The sequence below is a fragment of the Dyadobacter sp. 32 genome, from assembly GCF_902506755.1.
GTDB lineage: Bacteria > Bacteroidota > Bacteroidia > Cytophagales > Spirosomataceae > Dyadobacter.
The window spans coordinates 1662023-1686743 of record NZ_LR735258.1 but is presented as its reverse complement, the minus strand read 5'-3'; the positions used below and the strand labels follow the sequence as shown (position 1 = coordinate 1686743).

21 protein-coding genes and 1 pseudogene are annotated in these 24721 nt (G+C 42.8%); 14 read left to right on the top strand and 8 right to left on the bottom strand.

Going from position 1 to position 24721, the window contains the following annotated elements:
- Nucleotides 1-12: 12 nt before the first annotated feature.
- Nucleotides 13-456 (bottom strand): annotated as a pseudogene (locus DYADSP32_RS06835) (ATP-binding protein); the annotation flags it as partial.
- Between the two features lie 476 nt (nucleotides 457-932).
- On the opposite strand from DYADSP32_RS06835, the gene DYADSP32_RS06830 reads away from it, so the two are divergent.
- The 9 genes from DYADSP32_RS06830 (at nucleotide 933) to DYADSP32_RS06790 (ending at nucleotide 9043) form a co-directional block, all read left to right on the top strand.
- On the top strand, nucleotides 933-1466 hold the full coding sequence (locus tag DYADSP32_RS06830) for a hypothetical protein (protein ID WP_414617585.1): 534 nt from the start codon (nucleotides 933-935) through the stop codon (nucleotides 1464-1466).
- An 813-nt stretch (nucleotides 1467-2279) separates the two neighbouring features.
- The gene (locus tag DYADSP32_RS06825; RefSeq protein WP_149243427.1) at nucleotides 2280-2507 is read left to right on the top strand and encodes a hypothetical protein; all 228 of its coding nucleotides are present in this window, start codon (nucleotides 2280-2282) and stop codon (nucleotides 2505-2507) included.
- A 183-nt stretch (nucleotides 2508-2690) separates the two neighbouring features.
- Nucleotides 2691-4268, top strand: a complete 1578-nt coding sequence (locus DYADSP32_RS06820; protein WP_414617584.1) for a galactosyltransferase-related protein — start codon at nucleotides 2691-2693, stop codon at nucleotides 4266-4268.
- Nucleotides 4269-4297: 29 nt separating this feature from the next.
- Nucleotides 4298-5314, top strand: coding sequence for a lanthionine synthetase LanC family protein (locus tag DYADSP32_RS06815; protein ID WP_149243429.1), 1017 nt, complete (start codon nucleotides 4298-4300; stop codon nucleotides 5312-5314).
- 44 nt (nucleotides 5315-5358) lie between these two features.
- Nucleotides 5359-6237 (top strand): polysaccharide pyruvyl transferase family protein, encoded by an 879-nt coding sequence (locus tag DYADSP32_RS06810; protein ID WP_149243430.1) that lies wholly within the window; start codon nucleotides 5359-5361, stop codon nucleotides 6235-6237.
- Between the two features lie 105 nt (nucleotides 6238-6342).
- Nucleotides 6343-6579, top strand: coding sequence for a helix-turn-helix domain-containing protein (locus tag DYADSP32_RS06805; protein WP_149243431.1), 237 nt, complete (start codon nucleotides 6343-6345; stop codon nucleotides 6577-6579).
- A 619-nt stretch (nucleotides 6580-7198) separates the two neighbouring features.
- The gene (gene tnpA / locus DYADSP32_RS06800; RefSeq protein WP_149243432.1) at nucleotides 7199-7507 is read left to right on the top strand and encodes an IS66 family insertion sequence element accessory protein TnpA; all 309 of its coding nucleotides are present in this window, start codon (nucleotides 7199-7201) and stop codon (nucleotides 7505-7507) included.
- Nucleotides 7508-7513: 6 nt separating this feature from the next.
- A complete protein-coding gene (tnpB, locus tag DYADSP32_RS06795) occupies nucleotides 7514-7885 on the top strand; it encodes an IS66 family insertion sequence element accessory protein TnpB (protein WP_149243433.1) in 372 nt (123 codons plus the stop codon).
- A 51-nt stretch (nucleotides 7886-7936) separates the two neighbouring features.
- A complete protein-coding gene (locus tag DYADSP32_RS06790) occupies nucleotides 7937-9043 on the top strand; it encodes a transposase (protein WP_414617583.1) in 1107 nt (368 codons plus the stop codon).
- 401 nt (nucleotides 9044-9444) lie between these two features.
- Here DYADSP32_RS06790 and DYADSP32_RS06785 read toward each other — a convergent pair whose 3' ends face one another.
- From DYADSP32_RS06785 to DYADSP32_RS06755, 7 genes are all read right to left on the bottom strand, one after another.
- Nucleotides 9445-11160, bottom strand: coding sequence for a GMC family oxidoreductase (locus tag DYADSP32_RS06785; RefSeq protein WP_149243434.1), 1716 nt, complete (start codon nucleotides 11158-11160; stop codon nucleotides 9445-9447).
- Nucleotides 11161-11171: 11 nt separating this feature from the next.
- Nucleotides 11172-12737, bottom strand: coding sequence for a RagB/SusD family nutrient uptake outer membrane protein (locus DYADSP32_RS06780; protein WP_414617582.1), 1566 nt, complete (start codon nucleotides 12735-12737; stop codon nucleotides 11172-11174).
- A 16-nt stretch (nucleotides 12738-12753) separates the two neighbouring features.
- Nucleotides 12754-15846 carry a SusC/RagA family TonB-linked outer membrane protein gene (locus DYADSP32_RS06775; protein ID WP_414618155.1) on the bottom strand — a complete coding sequence of 1031 codons (3093 nt, stop codon included), beginning with the start codon at nucleotides 15844-15846 and terminating at the stop codon, nucleotides 12754-12756.
- 192 nt (nucleotides 15847-16038) lie between these two features.
- Nucleotides 16039-16806 (bottom strand): DUF1080 domain-containing protein, encoded by a 768-nt coding sequence (locus DYADSP32_RS06770; RefSeq protein ID WP_414617581.1) that lies wholly within the window; start codon nucleotides 16804-16806, stop codon nucleotides 16039-16041.
- Nucleotides 16807-16837: 31 nt separating this feature from the next.
- A complete protein-coding gene (locus tag DYADSP32_RS06765) occupies nucleotides 16838-17743 on the bottom strand; it encodes a sugar phosphate isomerase/epimerase family protein (protein WP_149243436.1) in 906 nt (301 codons plus the stop codon).
- Nucleotides 17744-17777: 34 nt separating this feature from the next.
- Nucleotides 17778-18893 (bottom strand): Gfo/Idh/MocA family protein, encoded by a 1116-nt coding sequence (locus tag DYADSP32_RS06760; protein ID WP_414617580.1) that lies wholly within the window; start codon nucleotides 18891-18893, stop codon nucleotides 17778-17780.
- A complete protein-coding gene (locus tag DYADSP32_RS06755; protein WP_149243437.1) occupies nucleotides 18886-19728 on the bottom strand; it encodes a phytanoyl-CoA dioxygenase family protein in 843 nt (280 codons plus the stop codon). Before DYADSP32_RS06755 ends, DYADSP32_RS06760 begins: the two co-directional genes overlap by 8 nt.
- A 193-nt stretch (nucleotides 19729-19921) precedes the next feature.
- Between DYADSP32_RS06755 and DYADSP32_RS06750 the strand changes: the two genes are divergently transcribed.
- The 5 genes from DYADSP32_RS06750 (at nucleotide 19922) to DYADSP32_RS06730 (ending at nucleotide 24527) form a co-directional block, all read left to right on the top strand.
- Nucleotides 19922-20773 carry an AraC family transcriptional regulator gene (locus DYADSP32_RS06750; RefSeq protein ID WP_149243438.1) on the top strand — a complete coding sequence of 284 codons (852 nt, stop codon included), beginning with the start codon at nucleotides 19922-19924 and terminating at the stop codon, nucleotides 20771-20773.
- A 214-nt stretch (nucleotides 20774-20987) separates the two neighbouring features.
- Nucleotides 20988-21437: a methyltransferase family protein gene (locus DYADSP32_RS06745; RefSeq protein WP_149243439.1), complete on the top strand. Its 450-nt coding sequence runs from the start codon at nucleotides 20988-20990 to the stop codon at nucleotides 21435-21437.
- A 298-nt stretch (nucleotides 21438-21735) separates the two neighbouring features.
- Nucleotides 21736-21936 (top strand): DUF2892 domain-containing protein, encoded by a 201-nt coding sequence (locus tag DYADSP32_RS06740; protein ID WP_149243440.1) that lies wholly within the window; start codon nucleotides 21736-21738, stop codon nucleotides 21934-21936.
- Between the two features lie 4 nt (nucleotides 21937-21940).
- Entirely contained in the window at nucleotides 21941-23149 is a 1209-nt protein-coding gene (locus tag DYADSP32_RS06735; protein WP_149243441.1) for an FAD/NAD(P)-binding oxidoreductase, read from the top strand.
- Between the two features lie 16 nt (nucleotides 23150-23165).
- Nucleotides 23166-24527, top strand: a complete 1362-nt coding sequence (locus DYADSP32_RS06730) for an MBL fold metallo-hydrolase (protein ID WP_149243442.1) — start codon at nucleotides 23166-23168, stop codon at nucleotides 24525-24527.
- Nucleotides 24528-24721: the final 194 nt, after the last annotated feature.

The following is a 24721-nucleotide window of genomic DNA, read 5'->3' as shown; positions in this document are numbered from 1 at the left end:
TTCCCTTTCTTCTCATGGATTCTCCCGCGCCGCGTCGGCTTTCAATTCGATGCGGTGTGCATCATGAACAATGCGATCTAAAATTGCATCCGCAATTGTTTTTTCTCCTATCACTTCCTGCCATTTGCTTACGGGTAATTGAGAAGTAATGATAAGCGATGTCTTGCCATGCCTGTCTTCAATGATTTCCATCAGCGCTGCCCTGCTTTGAGCGTCGAAGGGCTGGATGCCAAAGTCGTCAAGGATTAGTAGCTGCTGCCGCTCGATTTTAGCAATTTCTTTGATATAAGATCCGTCAGCCTTAGCCATTTTGAGCTTGGCAAAAAGTTTGGGAGTACTCGCGTAACATACCCGGTACCCCAGGATGCATGCCTGATAGCCAATCGCAGACGCTACATAACTTTTGCCGATCCCTGTGCTTCCAGTGATTAACAGATTCTCATTGCGAATGATAAACCTATATGAAGCACATCTCTAAGGCGCAGATGTATTGCTCGGTGGGATCGGAAGCGAAACCCAGCATGCTATCCCGGTATCAAAAAACCAATTTTGTGTAAATTACTTTTTCTGGACCCAGTTCGTGTTTTGTATGGAGAATTCGGGGACGATGATCAGTAGATTCAGTAGCAGTGTGATCACTTTAAGGAAGTGTTCTATTTGATTGTTAATCAATTATTTGTAATTGATTTTGATGTCCGATTTTATATAATCTCAATTTCCGTATTCCCCTGGTCACGGGCACCAAAATATCCAGTATCGCTAATAAGCATACCCGAACTTCGAAAGATAATATTAAATTGTCGTTTCGGGTAGACTAATTTACAAATGGCATCGTTTCCAGAGTTTACAAGTCAAATATTTAGATAAGAGAAATGAATAAACAAAAATCCGTTCCAAATCAAAGAAAATATTTACGTCTAATTCTATGCGTTATGAGCGTTACCATCGCCAATTTGGGAATTGCACAAGTTCCTATATTTGAAAAAGACTTGAACTTGGACAGTTTGATGTTTGATTCGAAAGTACAATCGATTAAGAACCAGTTACCCGAGGGGTGGCAACTGCAGTATTTTGATAAGAGGATATATATATTATACCATGAAAAAGTTTGGTTCCCGATAAGTTATGTCAGCGACAGCAGAGTGATAGGTAACACAACTTCTTACGAGTACCGAAATGGAAAGAAGGTAATTGTAGTAGAAGCTAACCCTTGTTTCATTCTGGAAGTAATGCCAATTTGGACAAAAGAGCAATGGAAAGATACTATTCTTTACAATGATAAAATCTGGAAGCAGGGTAGTCTAGCGAAAGAGAAAATCAAGCGAGTACCGAGTCATTTGACCGAAAAATTTAATCTTTTTTTGGAATCGGAATATGGTTACAAAGATTATTTACCCACTTTTATTTTTAGGGAAATGAATGAAATTAGAAAAAAAATCAACCAGAGTTGGGCTATCACTTTTTGACATTGTAAGACTTCTACGGCATAATGAAATATTCCGACGCACTAGCCATTAAACATTTTTGTCTTCGACTTGATGATTCTATCACTGTGTGTTACTTATGACGTCCTGGGACCCATACAAAAATTGGAGCGTTGCTTCTTTCATCTAGGTTTACATCTCGACTATCTCATAAGTTATTGACTAGCAATAGTCTCGCCGCCCGATGATGGAAGAATAAGGAATGACAGACAGATCGAAATCTCAATCACACTAGCAATATCGCTTCCAGCGATATTATTGCGAACAAGCCCAGTAGTAAAATCAGCAATAATGAAAAGGTAAATCAAATTATTTTAACATGCAACTTGTTGATTGTCAGATTCATGTAAAAGAAACTAATATAAAGTGAGTTACAACGTCGAAATGTAGTCGAATTTTATTTTTAAAATTTACTAAAATTTTTCACGAGAAAGTTTGTATTTAAGTTGCAAATGATTTCATTTACGCAAGAGTTGAGAATCATAACCAACAGATACAAAAAAAATAGAGCCAAATAAACTTGTTGTCAATCAGGTAGTTGTATAGTAAAGAGACTTATAAAAGGCCACCCTTGAATTAAAGAATTGGTGAAAAAAGTACACACAAATTCTTGTCATTTATTAGTCAGTCATCTCTAAGATTCAGGATAAATAAAGCCTCCTACTTATTATTGTATAAAAGAGATCTTGTAATGACCATGACATTTTTTGTAATTTAAAGAGAAGCGTATTTATTCAGAAATTCCAAAGTATGCGCTTGTTTCTAAAAATTCACCTAATAAACAAGATTGGTATCATGAACGTTAAATTTATTCATCCAAATATCTTAGACAATTATCTGAATGGCGAATGTAGCGAAGCTGAAAGAATGGTAGTCGAAGATTGGTTTGAATCATTAACTACAGTGAAGAACTACTTAGAATGGTTCCCTGAAAAACAACAAACGAAAATTCAAGAAAATATTTTCGCCCTAATAAAGCTGGAAATTGGCTTAAGGGAAAAAAAGCTCGATAGAGAGTCTTAAACGTCAGCGTCAAGTAAATGTCGAATATAATTTTGGGCCGGACGAGGGGAAAGCCGGACTCTTAATTGGTGATTATAAAACTGTTATAAAACGACACAAATGATACTCTTGTACTGCCAATCGGACGATTATCGGTTTTTGTGGCAACTTGAATTACAAATATTTAACTTTAACAGTCTAGGAGTGTCTAATGAACAGTTGCATATCCTTATAGGCTATAATCCCAAAAGGGGAATTGCTGATCATTTCAGATCTTTTTCGAAAAACTTCAAAAACCAAGCTAAAATTTATTTCTATCCTAAAGAAAATACCGATTTCTATCCCTCTAACGGCTACGATTTAATCACAAAGCATATTAAAGGGAATACTGAACTGGAGAATAGACTTATATTTTACTTACCTGTCGATTTAATATTAGAAGCAAGTGTCGGCTTAAACTTTGAGCCATCTTTTCAAAAAGGACTTAAGCAAGGCATATATATTATAAAAGGTCAAAAGAATCCTGTTCACAATGAACAATATTTTTTATGGTTTAAAACAGTCTTGAATTTACAAAAATACAATTTAAAGTATTCCTTCTTTTGTAAATTACTTAATCACAATTTTTTGATTCAAAAATCCAATTGGGTTTTTTGGAGTAACGTGGAAAAAACTACAAAAAGGTTTTATCAGATATACATAAAAAAATATAATTCGGATTTACAAAACTTAAATTATACGGAGTTTCGAAGTAAAATAGCCTTTGCCAAAGAAAGTATGAGGTATATCGAGCAGTTGGCTTTCGCTATTAACATCGGGAAATTTGATGTCAAAATTAGAACGAATAAAGCTGAAATATTAAATTATTACCTAGAAGATAGAAACGAAAGAGCAGAAGATCTTTTTCTGAATTCTTCTCCTTTTTATTCTCGGGAGATTCTCAAAGAACCACTAAGCCCATTGTCCAAGCTTGTTTGTGAATATAAGGCAAAATTGGACGCTGACAGATTTGACTTAAAGGATGTGACGTTTTTAATTCCAGTTAGAATCGATTCGGATAGCAGGTTAGTCAATTTGTACTCTGTTGTTAACTATTTACATAAGTATTTCAAGACGAATATTATTGTGTTCGAATCAGATCATGATTCGAAAATTGATATTAAAGAACTACCTAATTCTTGTTTATATTATTTTAACATCGATTTTAGTCCATATTTCCATCGGACTAGAATTATAAATTGGATGATAAAAAAAAGTACAAGTAGATTTATTAGCATTTACGATTGCGATGTAATAATACCAACGGATCAATTAAAAAAGTCTGTAAGCCTGCTTAGAAAGAACTTATACGATATGATATTTCCTTACGATGGAAATTTCGTAGACGTAGATCCATTATTTAAGCGAATGTTTTCCGAAATTCTAGACCCAAATCTGTTTAATAGTAATAAAAATAAATTCAGAAGTTTCACAAAACGTTCCAATGGAGGTGCTGTGCTTCTCACTAGAGCCTCGTATATTAAGGCGGGAATGGAAAATGAAAATTTTTCCAGCTGGGGTCCAGAAGATCTTGAACGGTTAAAAAGGATGAGAAACCTGGGCTACAAAATTACTCGCATAGAGGGCTCGTTATATCATCTGATCCATGAAAGGAACGAGAATTCTAAATATTATGGAAATAAGAAAATAGAGTTTATGGAGGAGTATTTTAAGATATGCAATCTATCGATCAATGAACTTCTCAATTATATAACATCATGGGAATGGAATCAAAACGATTAAAATTGGTATCGTAAGTTAAGTATGTTTATATGGATAAATTAATGATTTTTTTTAATTATTATAATACTTCAAAAGGCTCAATGCCAATTGGTTTAGCCAATGGCAAGGCGGGACTTTTATTTTATTTAATGTTAGCTTCCAAATCATCAAAAAATAAAGCTCTTTCCAAGCAATTGGAGAATTTGTACATTGAACTTATAAACGAACTTCCACTTATCGAAGATTTTGGTTTCGACAATGGCCTCTGTGGGATTGGCTGGGCATTTAACTGGCTGAATGAAAATGGGCTACTTAATGATAATACCATTAACACATTTCTGGAAGATATCGATAATGTATTGTACAGAAATATAATGTTTTCGAGGGATAGCGAAATAAGTATGAAAAATGGGCTACTTGGAAAGATTATCTATTTTTCAGGTAGATTAAATAATCATAAATTTTCTGATCGTTTTAAAAGTATCATATATCAAGAGTGCTTGATCATGTTAACGGATGAGTTAGAGGACAAACTGCTTCGCAATATCGGAGTACTAAACGGAGAGTTCATTTGCTCAAATCGTTTCACGGATATAGGTAACACTCTTATAATTTTGAGTAATTTTCTCAAAATGGAAATAAATATCACTTCTGTATTACACACCATAAATAAATTGAAACAAATTTTGCTCAATTGTTCTATTGATGTTTATTACAAAGATCAAAACTGTATTCCATTTCTATATTACAATTATTTATCTGCACAAATCGCGGGTAAAAACTTAGGTTCATCCAACTTCTTTGAATTGCCAAGAAAGGCATTTACCAAATTAAATGGCAAGTATAGTCCTGATGCTAAACAAGTTTTACTTTCGGCTCATGCACTTAAATCGATTTTTTCGTTAAATCTAAACAACACGTGGGATACCAATAAGTACACTACTGTTTTAGACCTTGATAAAGATTTTTCAATAAGCTCGCCATCTGGAAAGGCCCTTCTGTTACACGAACTAACCAAGAATTCAAAATATCTGTCTGGAAATGTTGAGTTTTTATTTATGAAGTAATCTCAAAAATATTTTGTTTAGCTCAGTATATTACATTTCTATTTATGAAACATCTAGTTGCTGGTTTTGAATACAGCAAGTCTCAAAATATCGGAGATCATATCCAGTCAATTGCGGCTGAGAGGTTTATTCCAAATGTCAATAAAAGATTTGACAGAGATCGATTAAGATTTATTGAATCTGATTCGGTATATTTCATTATTATGAACGGCTGGTTTTCACATAGCCCAAGTAAATGTTTCCCAATATCAAATTGCCTCACACCCATTTTTTGGGGGATACATGTTACTGATTGGAATAATACATGGGAACATATTTCTAAGAATGAAGAGTGTTTAAATTATTTTAAAGCAAATGCGCCGATCGGTTGTCGCGACACATATACATGTAGACTATTTAATTCTCATGGCATTAACTCATTTTATAGCAAGTGTTTGACTTTGACATTCCCCCATAGGGAAAAAAAAGTTGTTAATGGTTGGAATGTTATTGTTGATGTGCCCTTCCCGCTGCCAACCTTTGTCGAAAATAGAGGAGTTAGGCTTACCCATCAATTATCAAGGGACGTTAGTGAAGGTATTAAATTTGAGCAGGCAAATAAGGTGTTAAGTTTATATAGTAATTTAGCGTCATTAGTTATTACTACCAGGTTACATTGTGCGTTGCCGTGTATTGCCATGGGCATTCCTGTAATTTTTTTTGGTAACCCATCTGATTATAGGCTTTCCATTATCTCTGATCTTGGGTTAACTATTAATCCTATTCCTGAGAATATCTATCTGTCAAATGATAGGCTTAATTCAAATTCGTTATTAGATTTATGGAATGCTGTGGATTGGAAAGGACAAACCATTGATTTTGAAAAAGAAAAAGCTTTAATTATAAATCAGTTTACCGGTTTATTAGAAAAATGTCTTGGCTAATCCTTTGAATTTTTGCGTAGATACTAGTCTTTTTTCGGTATATAATTAAGTTCAGAAATTCAGTTCAAACTAATTTAGAATTCCAAATAATAAATTTAGACCTTTATGAAACTTGGATGTATTCTTCGAAAACTTCGAACACAGCACAATTTCTCGCAACAGGAAGTAGCTGATAAGGTTGGAGTAAGTCAGAGTACCTATTTTACTTGGGAAAATGATAGGACAATTCCTAATATTAAGTGCTATTTTAAACTATCTTCTGTTTTTGGTGTCGACATTAAAGATTTGATTCCTAGGGAACTTATAATAGAGACGGACTTGGCGAAAATAGATGACAATTAAACCATTTCTAACACGCTAGTTGAATTGGCTTCTACGCAAAAACAAACTATTAGGTTACAGCAAGTAAGGATTGAACAATTAGAAAACGAGAATAAGCGATTAAGAGAACACTTTTCAGATAGTGTCTAAGCTTTCAGTTTTAAGAGATAAAATTGGTAGCTTGAAGCTATCGTGGCTTGAAGTCGGTCGCTGTGGTTTTCAGAGAGTAGTACAGCGTCGTCGACAAAATCCATACTCCAGGTTTCATTCAAAGTCTTTGCCTGAATTAAAGGCTGTTTCGGTCTTTTTAGCTTACGCCTTAATTCGAGATCTATACTTCGATAGATTCGAAGCACTCTTTTACGATTCCACGGTAGACCTCTGTTCCTCAAATTACTGCAATACCGATCAAAACCTTTAGTCGGATATTCTTCTGCCAATTCATTAAGCATTTCTGTAACATAATACTTTCGTTTATAAGCTGAGTATATGTTTATTTAAACGACATGTGTTATGCAAGACAATTTTGAGTTCAATGGCATTAGTACCAGGGCTGACAATTACCTAAGGGGCCATTTATCTGTATCCGTCCGATAATACCCATATTTTATTGAATTGATATAGTTTGTAATCTTGTTTCATGAAAACTGAAACAGAAAAAATGCGCGAGCTGTACGATCAGTGGCAGACGCAAGGTGTAAGCAAACAGGCTTTTTGCAAACAGAATGGTATGGGATACCATAAATTTAATTACTGGGTTAAAAAATTCCATCCCAACAATTTCTCTCCTGCTGTACCAACCCGTGGTTTCAGCCGAATTCCAGTCGAAGAGCCAGAGGTAACTGAGCAAAACCAACATTTGCTGGCAGCAATTACATTTCCATCTGGAGCACGTATAGAGCTGTTCGGCTCTCTCGACGCCGCACTTATCAAAAAGCTCATTATTTAATTTCATATGCTGGCTTTATCTCACAGCTGCCGATACTTTTTGTATAGGAGCCCAACGGATATGCGTTTTGGCATATACAGTCTGGCTGGCCTGGTCCGAAATGAATTGGGCTTTGATCCATCGAGTGGCGATGTTTTTGTTTTCTTGGGTAAACGACTTAATCAAATCCGACTCCTGCAGTGGGACCGGGACGGGTTTGCGATGTACGTCAAAAAGTTGGAACAAGGTACTTTTGAATGGCCAAAGTCAGAAGATATAGCCATCACCAGCCATCAATTGACACTTCTTTTACAGGGCGTAATGCTGGATTCCGTCCGCTTCAGAAAACGTTATCAGCACACAAATCAGGTTACAAAACAAGAAGAAAAAATTGCTTAAAAAGTGCCTCAAAAGCTTGTTTAGGCTAATTTTGAGCAGTATCTTCGGGTTATGGAAGACACGGCGACGGACTATAAATTACTCTATGAGAAGTCGCTGGAATTACTATCTGAAAGGGATGACCAGATCCAGGCCCTGAACTTTGAACTTGATAAATACAAGCGGTATATATTCGGTAAAAAGAATGAGAAACTGGCCGGCATACACACGGACGTAAACCAGATCGACCTGTTTGAGCTGGGAACTAACCAGCCGCAGCAAGAAGAACTCTCAGAGCAGGCAGCTGACGTTGTCAAGGAAAAAGTGCCTGCTAAAAAACGTGAAAAGGGAACCGGAAGGATGATACTGCCAGAGAACCTGCGCCGTGAGATCATCATTATTGAACCTACGGAAGATGTTACCGGCTGCACCATAATAGGAGAAGAGGTCACAGAAGTGTTGGACCTAATTCCGGCCGAATTTTATGTGAAGCGATATATCCGTTACAAATATGCACGTGCCAATGGCGAAGGCATCATAACCGCATCACTTCCAGATCGTGTAATTGACAAAGGCATCCCTTCTGAAGCAGTCATCGCCCAAATGGTTGTCGATAAGTACGTTTTTGGTCTTCCACTTCACCGCCAGATCGATAAATACAGACGGATGGGCGTGAATGTTCCAGCTTCCACAGCTTCTGATTGGATCATGAAAGGATGGCAGCACCTGGCTCCGTTGTGGGAGCTTTTAAAACTGCTGGTTCTAAATCAGAAGTATTTGCAAGCCGACGAGTCGCCTCTGAAAGTGCTTGATAGAGACCATAAAAATGGAATCCATCAGGGCTTCATGTGGATATATAATGCCCCCTGCGATAAGCTGACGCTGTTTGATTACCGGAAAGGCGAGATTGATACCCGTCCGGGCGAAAAGATCGTGCTCAGCGCCCGTGGTTCAGCAGATCCGGATAAGAACAACATACAGTGCCGCTGGTGGAACTATTGGGAAGCAGGCAGTTATCCCGGCAAGCTTATTTTGGTTGGTGAAAACAATGAGACAAGCACTTTTTTAGTGCCGTCCGATGCAGAGGCTGGTACGGTTTTTCATATCATACTGGAAGTGACGGATAATGGCAAGCCCGCGCTCACGTCATTCAGAAGAGCTATAATTCGTGTAAAATAAGGTTTGAGGTGGCGTGTATTACAAAAATCGTAATCGGGACGATGTTTTTTAGCAAACCCTCAATGAGCTATCAAACCTTTATAAGCCCTCTATGCAGTCAAATCGTATGGAAATTTGAAACGTGAGCCAGCGGATGTCATAGTGGCATCATACCTTTACAGACACACCGGAGTCGCCCCAAGGCAGGGTCTATTGTGATGATAATTAAGAAGACATGGCAGCCCGGGAAGGTTACTCCGATGGGAAATAGTATCAAAAAAACCGTCGACAGCAGTTTGCGACGGCTTTTTTGTAGGATGAACAGGCATATTAAGACAGAATACGGGTTTTCTGAATTCCGGCTGATGGCCATCTTTAAAACCCAACCGTTTTTACTTTTTCAGGACAAGCAGCGTATTGACTCATATATTCATTTTCCTTAGTTCCTTCACGGCATGGTCGCAGGCCCGCGCGGTGAGCGCCATGTAAGTCAATGAGGGGTTTTGACAGGATGAAGAGGTCATGCAGGCACCGTCGGTCACAAACACATTTTTCACCTGATGCATTTGGTTAAACCCGTTCAGCATGGAAGTTTTAGGATCGCGGCCCATTCTGCATCCACCCATTTCGTGAATTCCATTGCCAGGTGAATTGTGCTTGTCGTTCACCTGAATGTCCCTCAATTCTCCGGAAGAAAGAATTTCCTGGATCTGTTTCATGGCATCGGCGCTCATTCTGTCCTCATTTTCGCGCCAGGTAATATCAAAGCGCACCAGAGGCATTCCCCATGCATCTTTTTGTTCTTTATCCAGTTTGATGGTGTTGTCTTCATACGGCAACATTTCTCCCATAGCGGTGAAGGCTATAAACCAGGGGCCGGGTTCCGAAAGTTTGTTTTTGAAATCGGCGCCCATACCTTCCATATTGGTTCCCCGCCCAAATCCAACACGGCTTGTACCACCGGCAAGGGCATAGCCTCTCAAGAATTCGGTTTGTTTATCGGTCCCGAAATTCCTGAAACGCGGAATGTATAAACCAACGGGACGCCTTCCGAAATAATACTTATCCTGCATTCCATCAAAATAGCCTACACCGTTTACCCTGTAATTATGGTCCATCACATACTTGCCAAGTGTATTTGAATCGTTGCCCAGGCCATTTGGAAAGCGTTTTGAAGTAGAATTTAGCAGCAGTAAATTAGAATTGACTGTGGAGGCATTCACAAAAATGATTTTTGCATAATATTCAATCACTTCCTTTGTGGCTGCATGAACCACACGCACCCCGCTTGCCTTTTCCTTTTGTTCGTCATAAATAATCGATTCCACCACAGCATCAGTAATGAGGGTGAGCCTTCCTGTTTTTTCAGCGGCGGGTAAGGTGGCGGAATTGGTGCTAAAGTAGGCTCCGTACGGACAGCCCCGACTGCACCTGTCGCGATACTGGCAGGGCCCGCGGCCCACATCGGTTTGTTGCTGATCCGCTCGTGAAAGGTTGGCATGGCGGCTGATGATCATGTTTCTGGAGGGAAATTTTGTTTCGATTTTTTCCTTCATCATTTTTTCGAAACAATTCATTTCCATCGGAGGAAGAAATTCGCCGTCAGGGACTTGTGCCAGCCCATCTTTGTTTCCGCTAATACCGGCAAACTTTTCAACGTAGCTATACCATGGGGCTATGTGCTCATACCGGATCGGCCAGTCTACGGCAATTCCTTCCCGGGCATTTGCTTCGAAGTCCGTTTCACCCCAACGCTGCGTCCATCTGCCCCAAAGCAACGATTTGCCACCCACCTGATAGCCTCTTACCCAGGTAAAAGGCCTGTCCTGAATGGAGGGATGATCTTTGTCCTTTACCACAAAATGCTGGTTGTATTCATTGGCAATCCCGCTCCGGGTTACAAATGGGTTATCCTGTTTATAATCCAAAGTGTTCATGCCCCGATGCGGCATTTCCCAGGAATCTTTGTGGGCAGTAGGGTAATCCTTGACGTGTTCCACCATTCGGCCTCGTTCTAGAGCGAGCACTTTCAAGCCTTTTTCGGTAAGTTCTTTCATAGCCCAGCCGCCACTTATCCCTGTACCGATCACAATGGCATCATAAGAATTATTTTTTTTTGCCTTAATATTCAGATTCATATACTGTTACATTAAATTCCCGGATATCCTGGATTCTGTGGCGTTAAATTAAGGTTGTTTTTCATTTCAGGAGCTGGTAATGGCATCAGCAGATGTTTCTCCTGTAACGGTTGCATCGAGCTCTGATTAACATGACCTGCAAATTCATCAAAACCCTTGGTGGTTTCGTTAAATACTTTTTTTAGTCTCACCATATCAAACCAGGTGACTCCTTCATAACATAGCTCATACCAGCGCTCTCTCCAGACTGCTTCACGAAAGGTGGACTGGTTGAAAGTGGCCAATGCAGGTGTCGTAAGCTTTGCCCTGTCCCGGATTTTTTTCAACGCATTATAAGCATCCGTTGTAGGTGCGCCTAGTTCGTTTTGGGCTTCGGCGTAAGTTAGCAAAATTTCCGCGTAACGAATGTTCATTACATTCAGATCACTTCGTCCTGTGCCGGCAACGCCCGGTTTGCCATGTGTTTTCAGATCAAAATGCTTATAAATATAAGGAGCGCCGAGCTGGTAGGCATCACCGTTTCCAAAGTAATAATAACTTGTGTAGAAATATCCTTCCTGGTTTTTTGCACGCAGATCTCCGGTTTCGTAAGAGGCGAAAAATTGTTTGGTAGGAACTGTCGTGCCGATTCCGTTTGCGGCTCCTGCGGAAATTGGCTTGTAATACGGCAGCATAGCCAGCTGGAGCGGATTGCCGGTAATGTCGGCCAGATATTGCACCTGGAACAAATGTTCTAGTTTGTTGTCCTGGGCCACATCATGCATATCTGCATACTGTGAAAACAGGTTAATACTTGAAGGATTGCTTTGTGAATAGGTGATGATTTCAAAGGCTTTATCCGCTGCTAGCTTGTAATGAGAGGCGCCCTTTTTCAGTGGATTCCCCGCCATAGTAAGATATACTTTTGATAACATGGCCTTCACCGCGGCCTGCGATACCCGCCCGCTGCCATCCATCCATAGCAGGCCTGCCGCTTCCGCAATGGTAAGGTCTTCTACTATCTGCGCATAAACTTCGTCCTGAGAACTGCGCTTTGGAAGAAAATCCTCAGAAGATGCTGTTTGGGGCTCGGTGATCAGCGGGATGTCTCCCCAAAGTCTTACCGCGTAAAAATAAGCCCATGCCCGCAAGAACCGGGCTTCGCCCAGAATGGCCTTCTTACGTACCTCATCCATTTCGATCGCAGGAACATTTTTGATCACCAGATTGGCTTGTGCAACAATCCGGTAAAGCTGTCTCCACCAGTTTACGATATGCTGCGTGTTGCCATCGTAGGTTAACGAATAAAGGTTGTTCAGGTCAGAGTTTTGAGCCGTTTCAGACTGCGATGTTCCTGTCGGGGCTTCGAGCAGTTGCCAGTTGTATGAGAATATTCCGGCACCGGCTGCCATGAACCTTGTTTCCGCATACACCGCATAAATGCCGGCTTCTGCATGCTGGGCAATTTTGTAAAAGCTGTCGGCAGTGAGGTTGGAAGGATCCGTTTCTTCCAGAAAGTCGGAACAAGAGGTTCCGTAACAAAGGATGCTGATAACAAGCACCAACCGGGTGATCAAAGATTTATATCGTTTCATCATGATGTTGTTTTGACTGTTATAATTCAATCTGGATTCCTAATCTGTATGTGGTTGGGCGCGGATAGGCAAAAAAGTTCATCCCTTGCGCAAACACATTGTTTGCATCTGCACCAAAGGATGGCAGGGTAACTTCCGGGTCACCACTGGTATATTTTGTTGCAAGAAAGAAATTCTCAACCGAAGCATACAGCCGTAATCTGTTCAGCTTCATTCGGTCGGTTACGCCTGAAGGGAAAGAATAGCCAAGCAAAAGGTTTTTACCACGGATAAATGAACCGTCCTGGATCCAGCGGGTATCGACATTGGTAATATAACCCGCGAGCAGATTACGTACCTGCGGCACCATTGTGTTCTGATTTTCGGGCGTCCAGGCATCCAGCACGGTTCTGTAGCTATTATCCAGTCCCACACGATCCTCCATGGTATGTTTGGTCATATCGAGCACATCGTTGCCGTAAGAGTATTGGAGTTCAACGGTTAAATCCCAGTTTTTGAACCGGAGGTTATTACGGAATCCACCCCAGGCTTTCGGACTACCGTTTCCGATGATCATCCGGTCTGCGTCGTTGATCGCGCGGTCACCATTTACGTCCTGATATTTGATATCTCCCGGCAGAATGGTAAGCCCGCCCTTGTAACTTGTGAATTTCGCCGCCTCGTCCGCCTCACTGGTGCTCCAAATACCAAGGCGCCTCAGGCCCCAAAAGGATCCTACAGGTTCGCCGACCCGGATAATATTGGTCTGATTTGTAAAGCCGGGACCTCCCACGCCAAATATGTCCGAAGGCGTTGCGAGTGCCAGCACCTTATTGCGGTTCATGGAAATGTTGAAATTTGTAGTCCATGAAAAGTCCGATGTTTCTATATTGACGGAAGTTAATGCCAGCTCAATTCCCTTGTTTTCCATGGACCCAATGTTTTTCCGGATCGTCGAGTAGCCGCTGGTTGTCGGAACCGGGGCATCGAGCAGCATGTTGGTCGTTTTCCGGTAGTAAAGATCCGCTTCAAAGGAAAGTCTGTTTTTCAATAAACCCAGTTCTATTCCTATGTCGCTTTGGGTCGTTTTTTCCCATTTAAGATCCGGATTGGCCAGACGCCCAAGTCCCGTTCCGCCTGCTCTTTGTTTGTTGATGATCGCGGTCGAATTCGAACTTAAAACCCCTAAGGAAGAATAGGGTGGAATCTCGGAGTTGCCGGTTACGCCGTAGCTTGTACGTAGTTTAAGATTGGAGACTAAGTTATTTTCTTTGAGAAATGCCTCCTCCGAAATTCTCCATGCCAACGCCGCGGAAGGGAAGAATACAAACTTGTGATTTTCCCCAAATTTTGAAGAGCCATCTGCACGCCCTGTGACGGTCAGTAAATATTTGTCCTTGAGACTGTAATTGATCCTGCCAAAATAAGAATTGAATGCAAAGCGCGAGGCATTGGACCCGTAGCCGGGCGCTGTACTTCCGGCGCCTAAATTGTTGAACTCAAAAAAATCTGATGCAAAACCGGTAATGCTGGAATTCATCCTGAAATAATTGGTTTCCTGCCATGAGATTCCAAGCAAAGCCGTCAGCGAATGTATCTGGGCGAAGCGTTTGTTGTAAGTCAGGTAATTTTCCAGCGACCAGAATGATTCCCGTTGGTTTTGTACGGAAGCGCCTCCCTGCTGCGCTATCGCCAATCCCCGGCTTATCGACTGTTTGTTTTCCTGGGTCATTACATTGGTGCCCAGCACGGTCCGCATCTCCAGGCCTTTGGCAATACTGATATTGGAATAAAAGCTGCCTAGTACCGTCTGCGTGCCCAGAATGTATTGCCTTTCGTTCAGGTAACGAAGCGTGTTAAAATTTCCTTGCGAATTGGGATAATCGCGGTTATCGGCATACATCCCGTTTTCGTATCGCACAGGCTGAACGGGATACGATTCAGCCATTGTTCGGGTTACCTGATAATCGAAGTCGACCAGGTTTTCATTCTGATTGGTGTAGCTTAGTGTACCGCCTACCCGCAGCCATTTTTTGATCTGACTGTCAAAAGTAAATCTTGCCGAATATCTTTTCAGAAATGATGTTTTCACCAATCCCTCATCGCCCCGGTAACCGAGCGATACAGAGAAATTGGTTTGTTCGTTTCCGCCACTAAATCCCAGTTGATGGTTTTGAGAAATTTTGCTTTGGGTAGATTCTTTCAACCAGTCCGTGTCGTACAGGTTATTTCCCTGTGCGTCAAAAAGTCGGCGGTCCTGCCTCGCTATGGCCGGGTCGACACCCTTGTATTTTCCGGAGTTCCATCCTGCCGGGTCAAATTTTTCGATGTTTTTGTAAGCAAGATCTTCCAGCGCCATGTATTCCTTTGCATTGAGCACTTCCAGCCGGTTAGGCCCGATGGTGGGAACACTAAAATCGGCATTGTAAGAAACTTTCCCTCCGCCTTTCGATCCTCTTTTGGTTGTGACGAGAATTACTCCATTGGCCCCTCTGGCACCGTAAATGGCCGTAGACGACGCATCTTTCAATACTTCTACCGATACTATATCGTTGGGGTTGATATAATCAATCGCCTGGCTCCCCTGGACCTGGTTCCCGATCGGAAGCATCACACCGTCAATTACATACAAGGGATTGTTGGATGAATTAATAGAACTGAAACCTCTGATTCGGACGGTCGTGCGACCACCCGGACGACCCGAATTGGAATTCACCTGTACACCCGAAACCCGTCCCGACAGAGCCTGATTCAGTGAGGGTGCCGGGCGTTCCTGCAACTGATCCACGTTCACGGACCCCACGGCGCCGGTAAGATCTGACCTTTTCTGTGTACCGTAGCCGATGACTACCACCTCGTCAAGCGCCTTGGTGTCTTCGGCCAGGGTGATGTCAATGGTTGTTCTGCCTTGTATCGGTACTTCCTGAGCTATGTACCCGATGAAAGAGAACGAAAGCACCGAGCCGTCTTCAAATGCATCCACGGTATATTTACCGTTCACATCGGTTATGGTGCCGATGTTGGTACCTTTCACCACTACACTCACGCCCGGCAAAGCAATTCCATCGAAAGATTTTACGGTGCCTGAAACTTTGGCAACGACGGGGTCCATGAAGGTGCCAGCCATAGTCATATTGAAAAGGCAGCACTGCATCAAAATGCCCAAAAGTACACGCCTGACCATGCAGGCATGTGGATTGGTAGGAATATATTTCATACTGTCTGGGTTTGGGATTAATTAATTTATGGAAAAATGGGGCCGAGTTATCCAGGCACACAGAAAGTGGCTCTGTGCGGTAGAATGCTCCGGTAAGTTGACGTCTGCTTATAATTCTCTGATCCAGATATTCCGGAAACCGACTTTGGCTCCGTGTTCCTGCAGCATGATGGATGCCCTTCCATGAGGCTCATATCTCGGGATTCCGGTATGCTGGATGGTTCCCTGAATTTCGAAATGATTGATGATCAAGACACCATTCTGGACAACTGTAATGAAGGCAGGTTTTTCAATGGAACCGTTGAATCTGAATTTTGGCGCCGTGTAATAGATATCATAGGTATTCCATGCACCGCGCTTGTTCGTTGGGTTGACCAGGGGTATGGATTGTTTATAAATGGTGCCGCATTGTCCGTTGGCATAAATTTTCGATGCATTCTGATGTGAATCGTATATCTGTAATTCGTAACGTTCCTGAAGATAGACCCCGCTGTTACCTTCGTTAAGATGACCCGTTTCAGCGGTTGTTGCTGAGGGGTACATCAGGAATTCAATGTGAAGCTGGCAATCGCCGAATTTCTGTTTGGTCTGAATATTGCCCGCGCCCATTTTGGTTAGCAACACGCCGTCTGAAACCTCCCAGGCATTGGCACTACCGTCCTTGGATGCAACCCAGTTTGCCTGGCTTTTGCCATCAAAAAGCACGATTGCATCCGATGGAGGTGCATTCGGTTCCTTTCCCGGGGCTACTATTTTAGGTGTTGGCTCCCATATTTCGGTTGCTTCGGGTTTGGAATAATCTTTAATAACGTCCTGTGCTGAGGCGGTGAGACCGCAAACCACCAGCAAACAACAATATAGTACCTTCTTCATCATGCTTCGGATAGGAGAAAAATTGGGTAAGAAATCAACGTCCGTTTATCAGTAACTTATTATCAATGAATTCTTTGGCGCGCGGAATGTCGCTTTCTGCCAAATGCTCTATGATGATCGGGATGTTGGGGTGATCTTTACCAAGCCTGTTGAGGTACAAATCGTAGTTAAGTGATCCCAAACCAGGTGCCGGTAGTTCTATCATACCTACACCGCGTAAGGCATGTGATTCAGCCGCGTCAATGTCGGCCAGCTGTACACCTTGAAATCCGTCGGCCCGTTTTACGTCTTTGGCATGGGAAATTTTAATCCTGTGGGATAAGGCATTGAAAATTTGGTTCAAAGTTTGATCCATCTGATCAATATTGTGCTCCTCAAAATAGTTGGTCGGGTCCATCAGCAAGCCCAGACTTGGATCTGTGATGTCGGTAAAAAGACGCTGCGTTTCCTCAATGGATCCGATCACATTGTTGACATAGGTCTCAATCAGAAAAGTGACGCCGTGCTCCCTGGCGAAGTCAACAATGCCCTGGATTACCTGCCTGCAATCCTCGTAACCTTCCTCCGTTTTATTTTTTGGGTGGTGCACCCAGTCGCTGTCCGGATCAAAGGTGCCGGTTTCGCTGATGACATACGGTGAGCCCAGATCATGGGCATGACGGATGATCTGTTTCAGATGCGCGAGATTGGACTTACGTTTTACCGGGTCGGGATGTACCAGATTGGTATACCCCGAAACACAGCAGACTGGCAGGTTGTGTCGTCTGAATGTGTCCCGTATTTTTTGGCATTTTACCTGATTGATGCTTTCGGTTGAAAGATCCATATCCTTGAAAGTCGCATCCAGCTGCACGGTATTGAAACCAAGATTACGGATGCGCTGTGCCGTTTCTTCCAATCCATAAGGAAAGTACCCTGTAAATATTCCAACTTGAATCATAGTTCATTACGGTTAGTAAGTTTTGAATTTATTTTTACCCGACTAAGAGCTCATCCAGTGAGATGGCCCGGTGCTGTTTGTATGATAGGTAACAGGCTTCTACCAGCGCCATGGTTTTTAAATTGTCTTTACCCCCGATTTCGGGTTCCCGGTTTTCTTCAATGGCACACATCAGCTGAGCCATAGGACCTACAAATGCATCAGGAAACCACACTTCTTTCCACCGGGGCTTGAACCAATAGCCAGGCTGCCTGGTGGTGGTGAAATCCAGTGTACTGGGGGTCGGAGAAGGATAGGAGGGCCAGCCAATGGTGCCCATGGCTATTCCCTCGGTACCTTCTACACGCCATTTAATATATATGTCGCTTTCTGAACCCTCCCTTGCAGGGCCAGTCCAGACGTCGTCCCATGCCGATGCCCGAAAACCATTGGCATATTCCAGAATATACAATGCAATGCCATCTTCGTGATCAAATGCAGAGACACTTCTTGGATCTTCTGCCACGCTGGCAAATATCCGCTGCGGATCACCGAATAAATAGCGAAAGGCATCCAGATGATGAATGCTCATGGTACGTAAGGTTGCCCAGCCGAGTTCTTTCTGCCAGGGTGCCCAGTGAGGAATGGCCCGCATATCAATGGAAGCAAACACCGGCTTGCCCAGATAGCCTTTGTTGAGCAGATCTTTACAGGCGCGGATGGACTGATCGTATCGCATATTCTGATTCACACCCAGGGTAATTCCTGCTTCTTCACATAACCTTACAATTTCCTGTGCCTGCGCAAAACAGGTACCCATTGGTTTTTGAGCAAGTATCCCCTTAATCCGCCCTGCGTATTTTACCGTCTCCTGCACAACTTCCAGTAGCAACTGAGGAGGTACTGCGATGTCCACAATGGCTACCGAGGGGTCCTTAAGTAAGTCCTGATAAGTGTCATAAACTTTTTTGATTCCATGACGATCTGCAACAGCCTGACTGTTCGCACGGTTGCGTGAAGCAATAGCTACCGGATTAAATCCCGCGTTACGATAAGCCACCAGGTGACAATCCGCCATGATGAATCCGGATCCGATGCAGCCGATTCCCATCGCCTTATCCTGAGGCAAATGCGGGAGATAATCAAGATCAAGGCTGATAGGCTTATCCATGCTGTTCATCTTTTAGGTTAAGGGTAATTTCATTTTCTTTCTTTAAAAAATCGGTGGTTTCGGATAACCCGGATGCATTTGAGGCTAAAATCGCACCAGCCGGCACAGTCTTCACAGGCGTTATGCACGAGGGGTTTGCTTCTCTGAAGGGCTTGTTATAGCTTAGGTTATAGGCCGAAATAATCGACCACCTTGGTTTATCGGAAAGATTGGCCTCCGACATGTGCAGTAAGTTACTGTGGAAGAATAATGCATCTCCTGGTTCCAGTAGTACATATTCTTTTTCACAGAACTTTAAAGCTTCTTCCACAAAGGGTGCATCTGCCCCCTGCTGTTCGCCGACAAAATGATGTTCCAGCCGACCCATTTTGTGTGAGCCTTTCAGTACCTGCAGACAGCCGTTTTCCTTTGTTGCTTCCGTAAATGCAATCATTACACTAATCATTGCATCGGGGTAAAGGAAACCATTTTTATACCAGTAACCGTAATCCTGGTGCCATTCCCATGCACCGCCTACCTTAGGTTCCTTTTGCATGAGCTTGGAGTGAAAATGACAGACGTCACCTTCGCCCAGCAGCTCTTTTACGATGTCTATCGTCTTCTGACTGCGTGTTAACAGGCCGTATGCATCATCACCCGGTGTAAACCATAAAGTAAGTTTGGTCCGCTTTCCTGACTGGTCATTAAGGTCCAACGCATTGTTGAGGAGGACATTATCACCCACCGCGAGGCCATACAGTAATTCAATTTCCCTGGGATCGAAGGCACCTTTCCGGATCAGATACCCGTCCCTGTCGTATTGTGCTTTCAGGGATTCTGATTCTGAATTGTTCATAATTTGTTGGTTAAGGGATTAGGATTGTCAGTGTATTATTTACATGGCAAATATCATTTATAAAACTACCTTCAACTAGTACTTTTGTGGCAAAAAAATGCACTTTTTTGACATTGAAATTGAAATATTTAAAATATATTAGTATATTTTGATATATTTTTTGTTTGTCTTACGATCAATTAAGACGACATAAATGAAGCCTCAGATTCAAAAATTACCACTCTCCGACTTGTCCTCCTTCGTTACGGACAAGTTTGTAACCCCTTATTTTGAAACACCCTGGCATTTTCATACCGAGTATGAACTGGCGCTGATCATTGAAGGGAACGGTAAACGATTTGTAGGGAATCATGTGTCCGATTATTCGGTAGGTCAGGTCGACTTCTTAGGCCCGAATTTGCCTCACTGGTATCATAAGGATGATCCTGCTTCTTCTGGTGGCGCTTTGGTCATTCATTTTCGTGAAGAATTTTTGGGAAAGGAATTCTGTGATATTCCTGAAATGCAAATCATAAAGCAACTCTTTGAAAAAAGCCGGATGGGTATTCAATTTTATGGAAAAACATCACAGCAAATCAATAAGAGCATGAAAGCCATGCTGGATCTGCAGGGCATGGACCGTCTCATTAATTTGTTGTCTCTCTTGCTCATGATGGCCAATTCCACAGAATATAAATTACTTTCCAGCTCTTGGTTTGTAGGCCAGAACGACCGGGATAATGACCGGCTCAATGCCATATTTGAATATGTAATGAACAATTATAAAACAGACATTTCAAGTAAAGAAATAGCCGACCTGGCCATGATGAGTTATTCGGGCTTTTGCCGGTATTTTAAAAACCGTACTAAGAAAAACTTTTCCAGCTTCGTCAATGAAATCCGAATAGGTAACTCTTGCAAACAGTTGCTGGAAGGGGATGACGTAAGTGTAAGTGAGGTCTGCTATGACAATGGCTTTAATAATATGAGTAACTTCAACAAACAATTCAAGAAAATAGTAAAATGTACTCCGTATAGCTTTAAACAACGAAGTAAAATGCTCTAAGGAAAGGAAGGTGCCTGTATTTCCAGCATGCCGGTAATCAGTTTGGGGCTGGCCGGTACCTGCAAAACTTGCGCAAAGGAATCGTATCCAACGCTGCACTGTTATACGCAATCTAATGGAGACAAAGCTTTTCCCGGATCAGGTTAAATGGGTTTTTGGGCACTTCGTTGGTACATTATTATCCATGAGTTCATAGGGCTGTAATCTGTTCGTTATGAGAAAAACAAAAGACATCATGTTTGTAAGCATTCAGCTGGCGTTGTTTGGCCTGTATGTATTTATGCCGGAATTATTTGTTTTTCCAGTCGATAGGTTAGGCCAGGTGGCTGGTCTGCTCCTGGCGTTTTCGGGGCTGCTCATCATACTCACAGCGGTGTATCAGATCAGAAAAAGCCTGACCCCCTTTCCGTCACCCGTAACGAACGGCCAACTCATTACCACCGGGCTTTACCGATACATACGGCATCCCATTTATTCGGGTATTATTCTGGCTGCTGCCGGATATGGGCTGCTGGCTGGTGATGCCACAAAGCTCATCATCAGTGGGGCTCTTTGGCTGCTTTTTTATTTTAAATCAAAATACGAGGAGACCATGCTCATGGCGTTTTATGATCATTACAGCCAGTATAGCAGTCGCACTTCCCGGTTTTTCCCGTTTCTATAACCGGCATACATCCGGATTACGCATGAGATCATGTGCTGTAATAATTTTGCCTCGATGCGTTTCCACATATTTTGTACACAATAGGCTGTCAAAAGGATATCAGTCCTTATCCGTAAAATTTTATCTCTCCAACATTCCGATAGCGTCATACGGAACCAAAATAAAAACAGGTCGCGCTGTCAAATTGGAAGGTCTATATTTTATTTTGAAATATTTATATTGGTCTATGTGACATAAGTCACCAGGAACCGATCAGCTCATTGGTAGTTTTGGTGTACTTAAACCAAAACCAACGACAATGAAAATGAACAGATTTGCACGGGTTTTTCCAAGGCTGATTGCGGTGGCGATTGTGATCCTTTATTTTACCCACATTATTTCTGGCACTGTTGCGCTTATTCTGCTGTTTGTGACCGGAATTTTTATCCTCAAAAGCTTTATAGGTTTTTGCCCTTTGTACCGTTCATTCGGTCTTCACACGAACAAATCAAACAAGTAGCTTTATGAAAAATCACTTTCAGATTTTGGTTGTCGGGGGCGGTAACGGGGGCATTTCAGTGGCTGCCCGATTGTTGAATCAGGATAATAAGCTGGATATCGGCATCATTGATCCGTCCGAAAAACACTATTACCAGCCGGCATGGACCCTGGTGGGTGGAGGTGCGTATGATGTAAACAAAACGGTCAGAGATCAGTCAGACTGCATTCCGGAAAAGGCGTACTGGATCAAAGATCGGGTCGTGACTTTTGAGCCAGACCAGAACGCACTTATCTGTGCAGTGAGTGGCAGAATTACCTACGATTATCTGGTGGTAGCACCAGGTATCCAGCTGGACTGGGGCAAAATTAAGGGGCTCAGGGAAAATCTGGGTCAGTTTGGGGTGTGCAGTAATTATACGTTTGAATCGGCACCCTATACCTGGCAAACGTTGCGCTCCATCAAGCGCCCGGTCAAAGCCATTTTCACGGCACCCAACACGCCGGTCAAATGTGGCGGAGCTCCACAAAAGATCATGTACCTGGCTTCGGATCACCTTAAAAAACAGGGTCTTTTGCCGCGGTCCGAGGTGCACTTTTACACCGGTGGTAGTGTTATTTTTGGGGTGAAAAAATATGCTGATGTGCTAAACCACGTGGTGGAAAATTATGGGATACACACCCATTTTAACCACAACCTGACAGAAATAGACGGGCCAAACCAGCTGGCCTATTTTGAAACGAAAACTCAGGATGGCGAAACCCGGCAGGTGATTCAGAAATTTGATATGCTGCATGTGACCCCGCCGCAATCGGCTCCGGATTTTATAAAAAACAGCCCTCTGGCAGTCAGCGGTAATCCTCTTGGCTGGGTGGACCTGAATAAGGATACCTTGCAGCATAACCGTTACAAGAATATATTTGGCCTGGGCGATGCGGGCAGTACACCCAACTCCAAAACGGGCGCAGCCATTCGTAAGCAGGCACCCGTTCTGGTCAAAAACCTGCTGGCACTTATGCAGGGACAGACTCCGGGGCAGGTATATACCGGGTACGGGTCTTGTCCGTTGATCACTGGTTACGGCAAGCTGGTTCTGGCCGAATTTGACTACAACAACAATCCCATGGAAACGTTTCCCTTCAACCAGGCCAGGGAAAGATACAGTATGTGGCTGCTAAAGACAAAAGTACTTCCATGGCTCTACTGGAATAAAATTTTAAAAGGAACAGCTTAATTGAAAAAAGTATTTTATGAAGGTCCGACAGTTTGAAGATAAATTTCTTGCACATTATAGTTATGCCATTCTGAGTGAGTGTGAATCAAAGATCGTATTAGTCGATCCGGGGCGTAACCCTGAGCCTTATTACAATTTTGCGAAAGCGAATCAGGCTGAGATTATCGCCGTTGTTGAAACGCATTCCCATGCCGATTTTGTGAGCAGTCATCTGGAAATAGCTCGGACAACCGGTGCGGCCATTTATGCGAGTAAAAAAATTGAGGCTAAATATGATCTGACACCCTTTGACGAGGGAGATTTGCTGGCTTTTGGAAAGATTGTCTTGAAGGCCATCAACACGCCCGGCCATTCGTATGACAGTATATCGGTTCTTTTAGAACATGATGGTGTGCCAAAATATTTATTCAGCGGAGATACGCTGTTCATTGGTGATTGCGGCCGCCCGGATTTGAGAGAGTCTGGCGGAAATATGGATGCGCAGAGAGAAAAACTGGCAGCCAAAATGTATCATTCTCTACGTGACAAACTGATGCTTTTGCCTGATGATGTGATCCTATATCCGGCACATGGAGCGGGCACGTTGTGCGGAAAAGCGCTGAGTGATGCCGCAAGCAGCACGATGGGTGAGCAAAAGGCGGAGAACTGGTCACTTCAACCCATGAGTGAAGAGGCTTTTGTAAATGAATTGACGTCCGACCAGCCTATTATCCCGGCCTATTTTCCTTTCGATGTTGAACTGAATAAAAAAGGTGCGTCCGGATTTATGGAAAGTACTGGCAGGGTAAAAGTGACTGATTCCAAAGCGCGTCAGTTGGAGCCGGGTGTTTGGGTTGTAGACAGCCGTGGTCAGGAGGAATTCAAAAAGGGCCATCTGGCCAGATCGATCAATATCATGGATGGAACCAAGTTTGAGACCTGGCTGGGAAGCATGATAGATCCTTCGGAGGAATTTTATCTGGCTGCACAGGATATAGAAACTTTGGAGAGGCTTATAGGGCGCACGGCATCCATCGGGTACGAAACCAGGATCAGGGAGGCTTTTGTGTCAAAAGGTGGCGAACAGACAATGCCGCTTTTGGATCTAGAAAATTTTAAAGAACATCAGGACCAGTATACGATTGTTGATGTCAGAAACGGATCGGAAGTATCGGCCAATAAGATTTTCAGCAACAGTATCGCCATCCCGTTTGCTGATATAAAAAGCAGGATCGCTGAAATACCTCTTGATAAACCCATTGCTGTACATTGTGCAGGCGGCTACCGGAGCGCCATTGGCAGTTCGCTGATCGCTTCTTTGATCCGAAAAGATGTACCCGTATTGGACATCGGCGAGCACATTAAAGGATTTGATCAGCAACTGGTGTACAATAGCTAATACTCACAGCTCAGTCGATAAGGTAAAGTTCAGCCCATCTGCGCTGGTGTTGCTGGTGATCAGTTGAGGGCGGTCTTCCTTATACCAGGGTGCTGGACTGCGTGGTAAATAACGGGCAAACCCGTTCGACCTAGTATTCAACAACGGATCAGCCAATTATCTCGTTGATGTTGCCGTAACGCTTACATTACCTA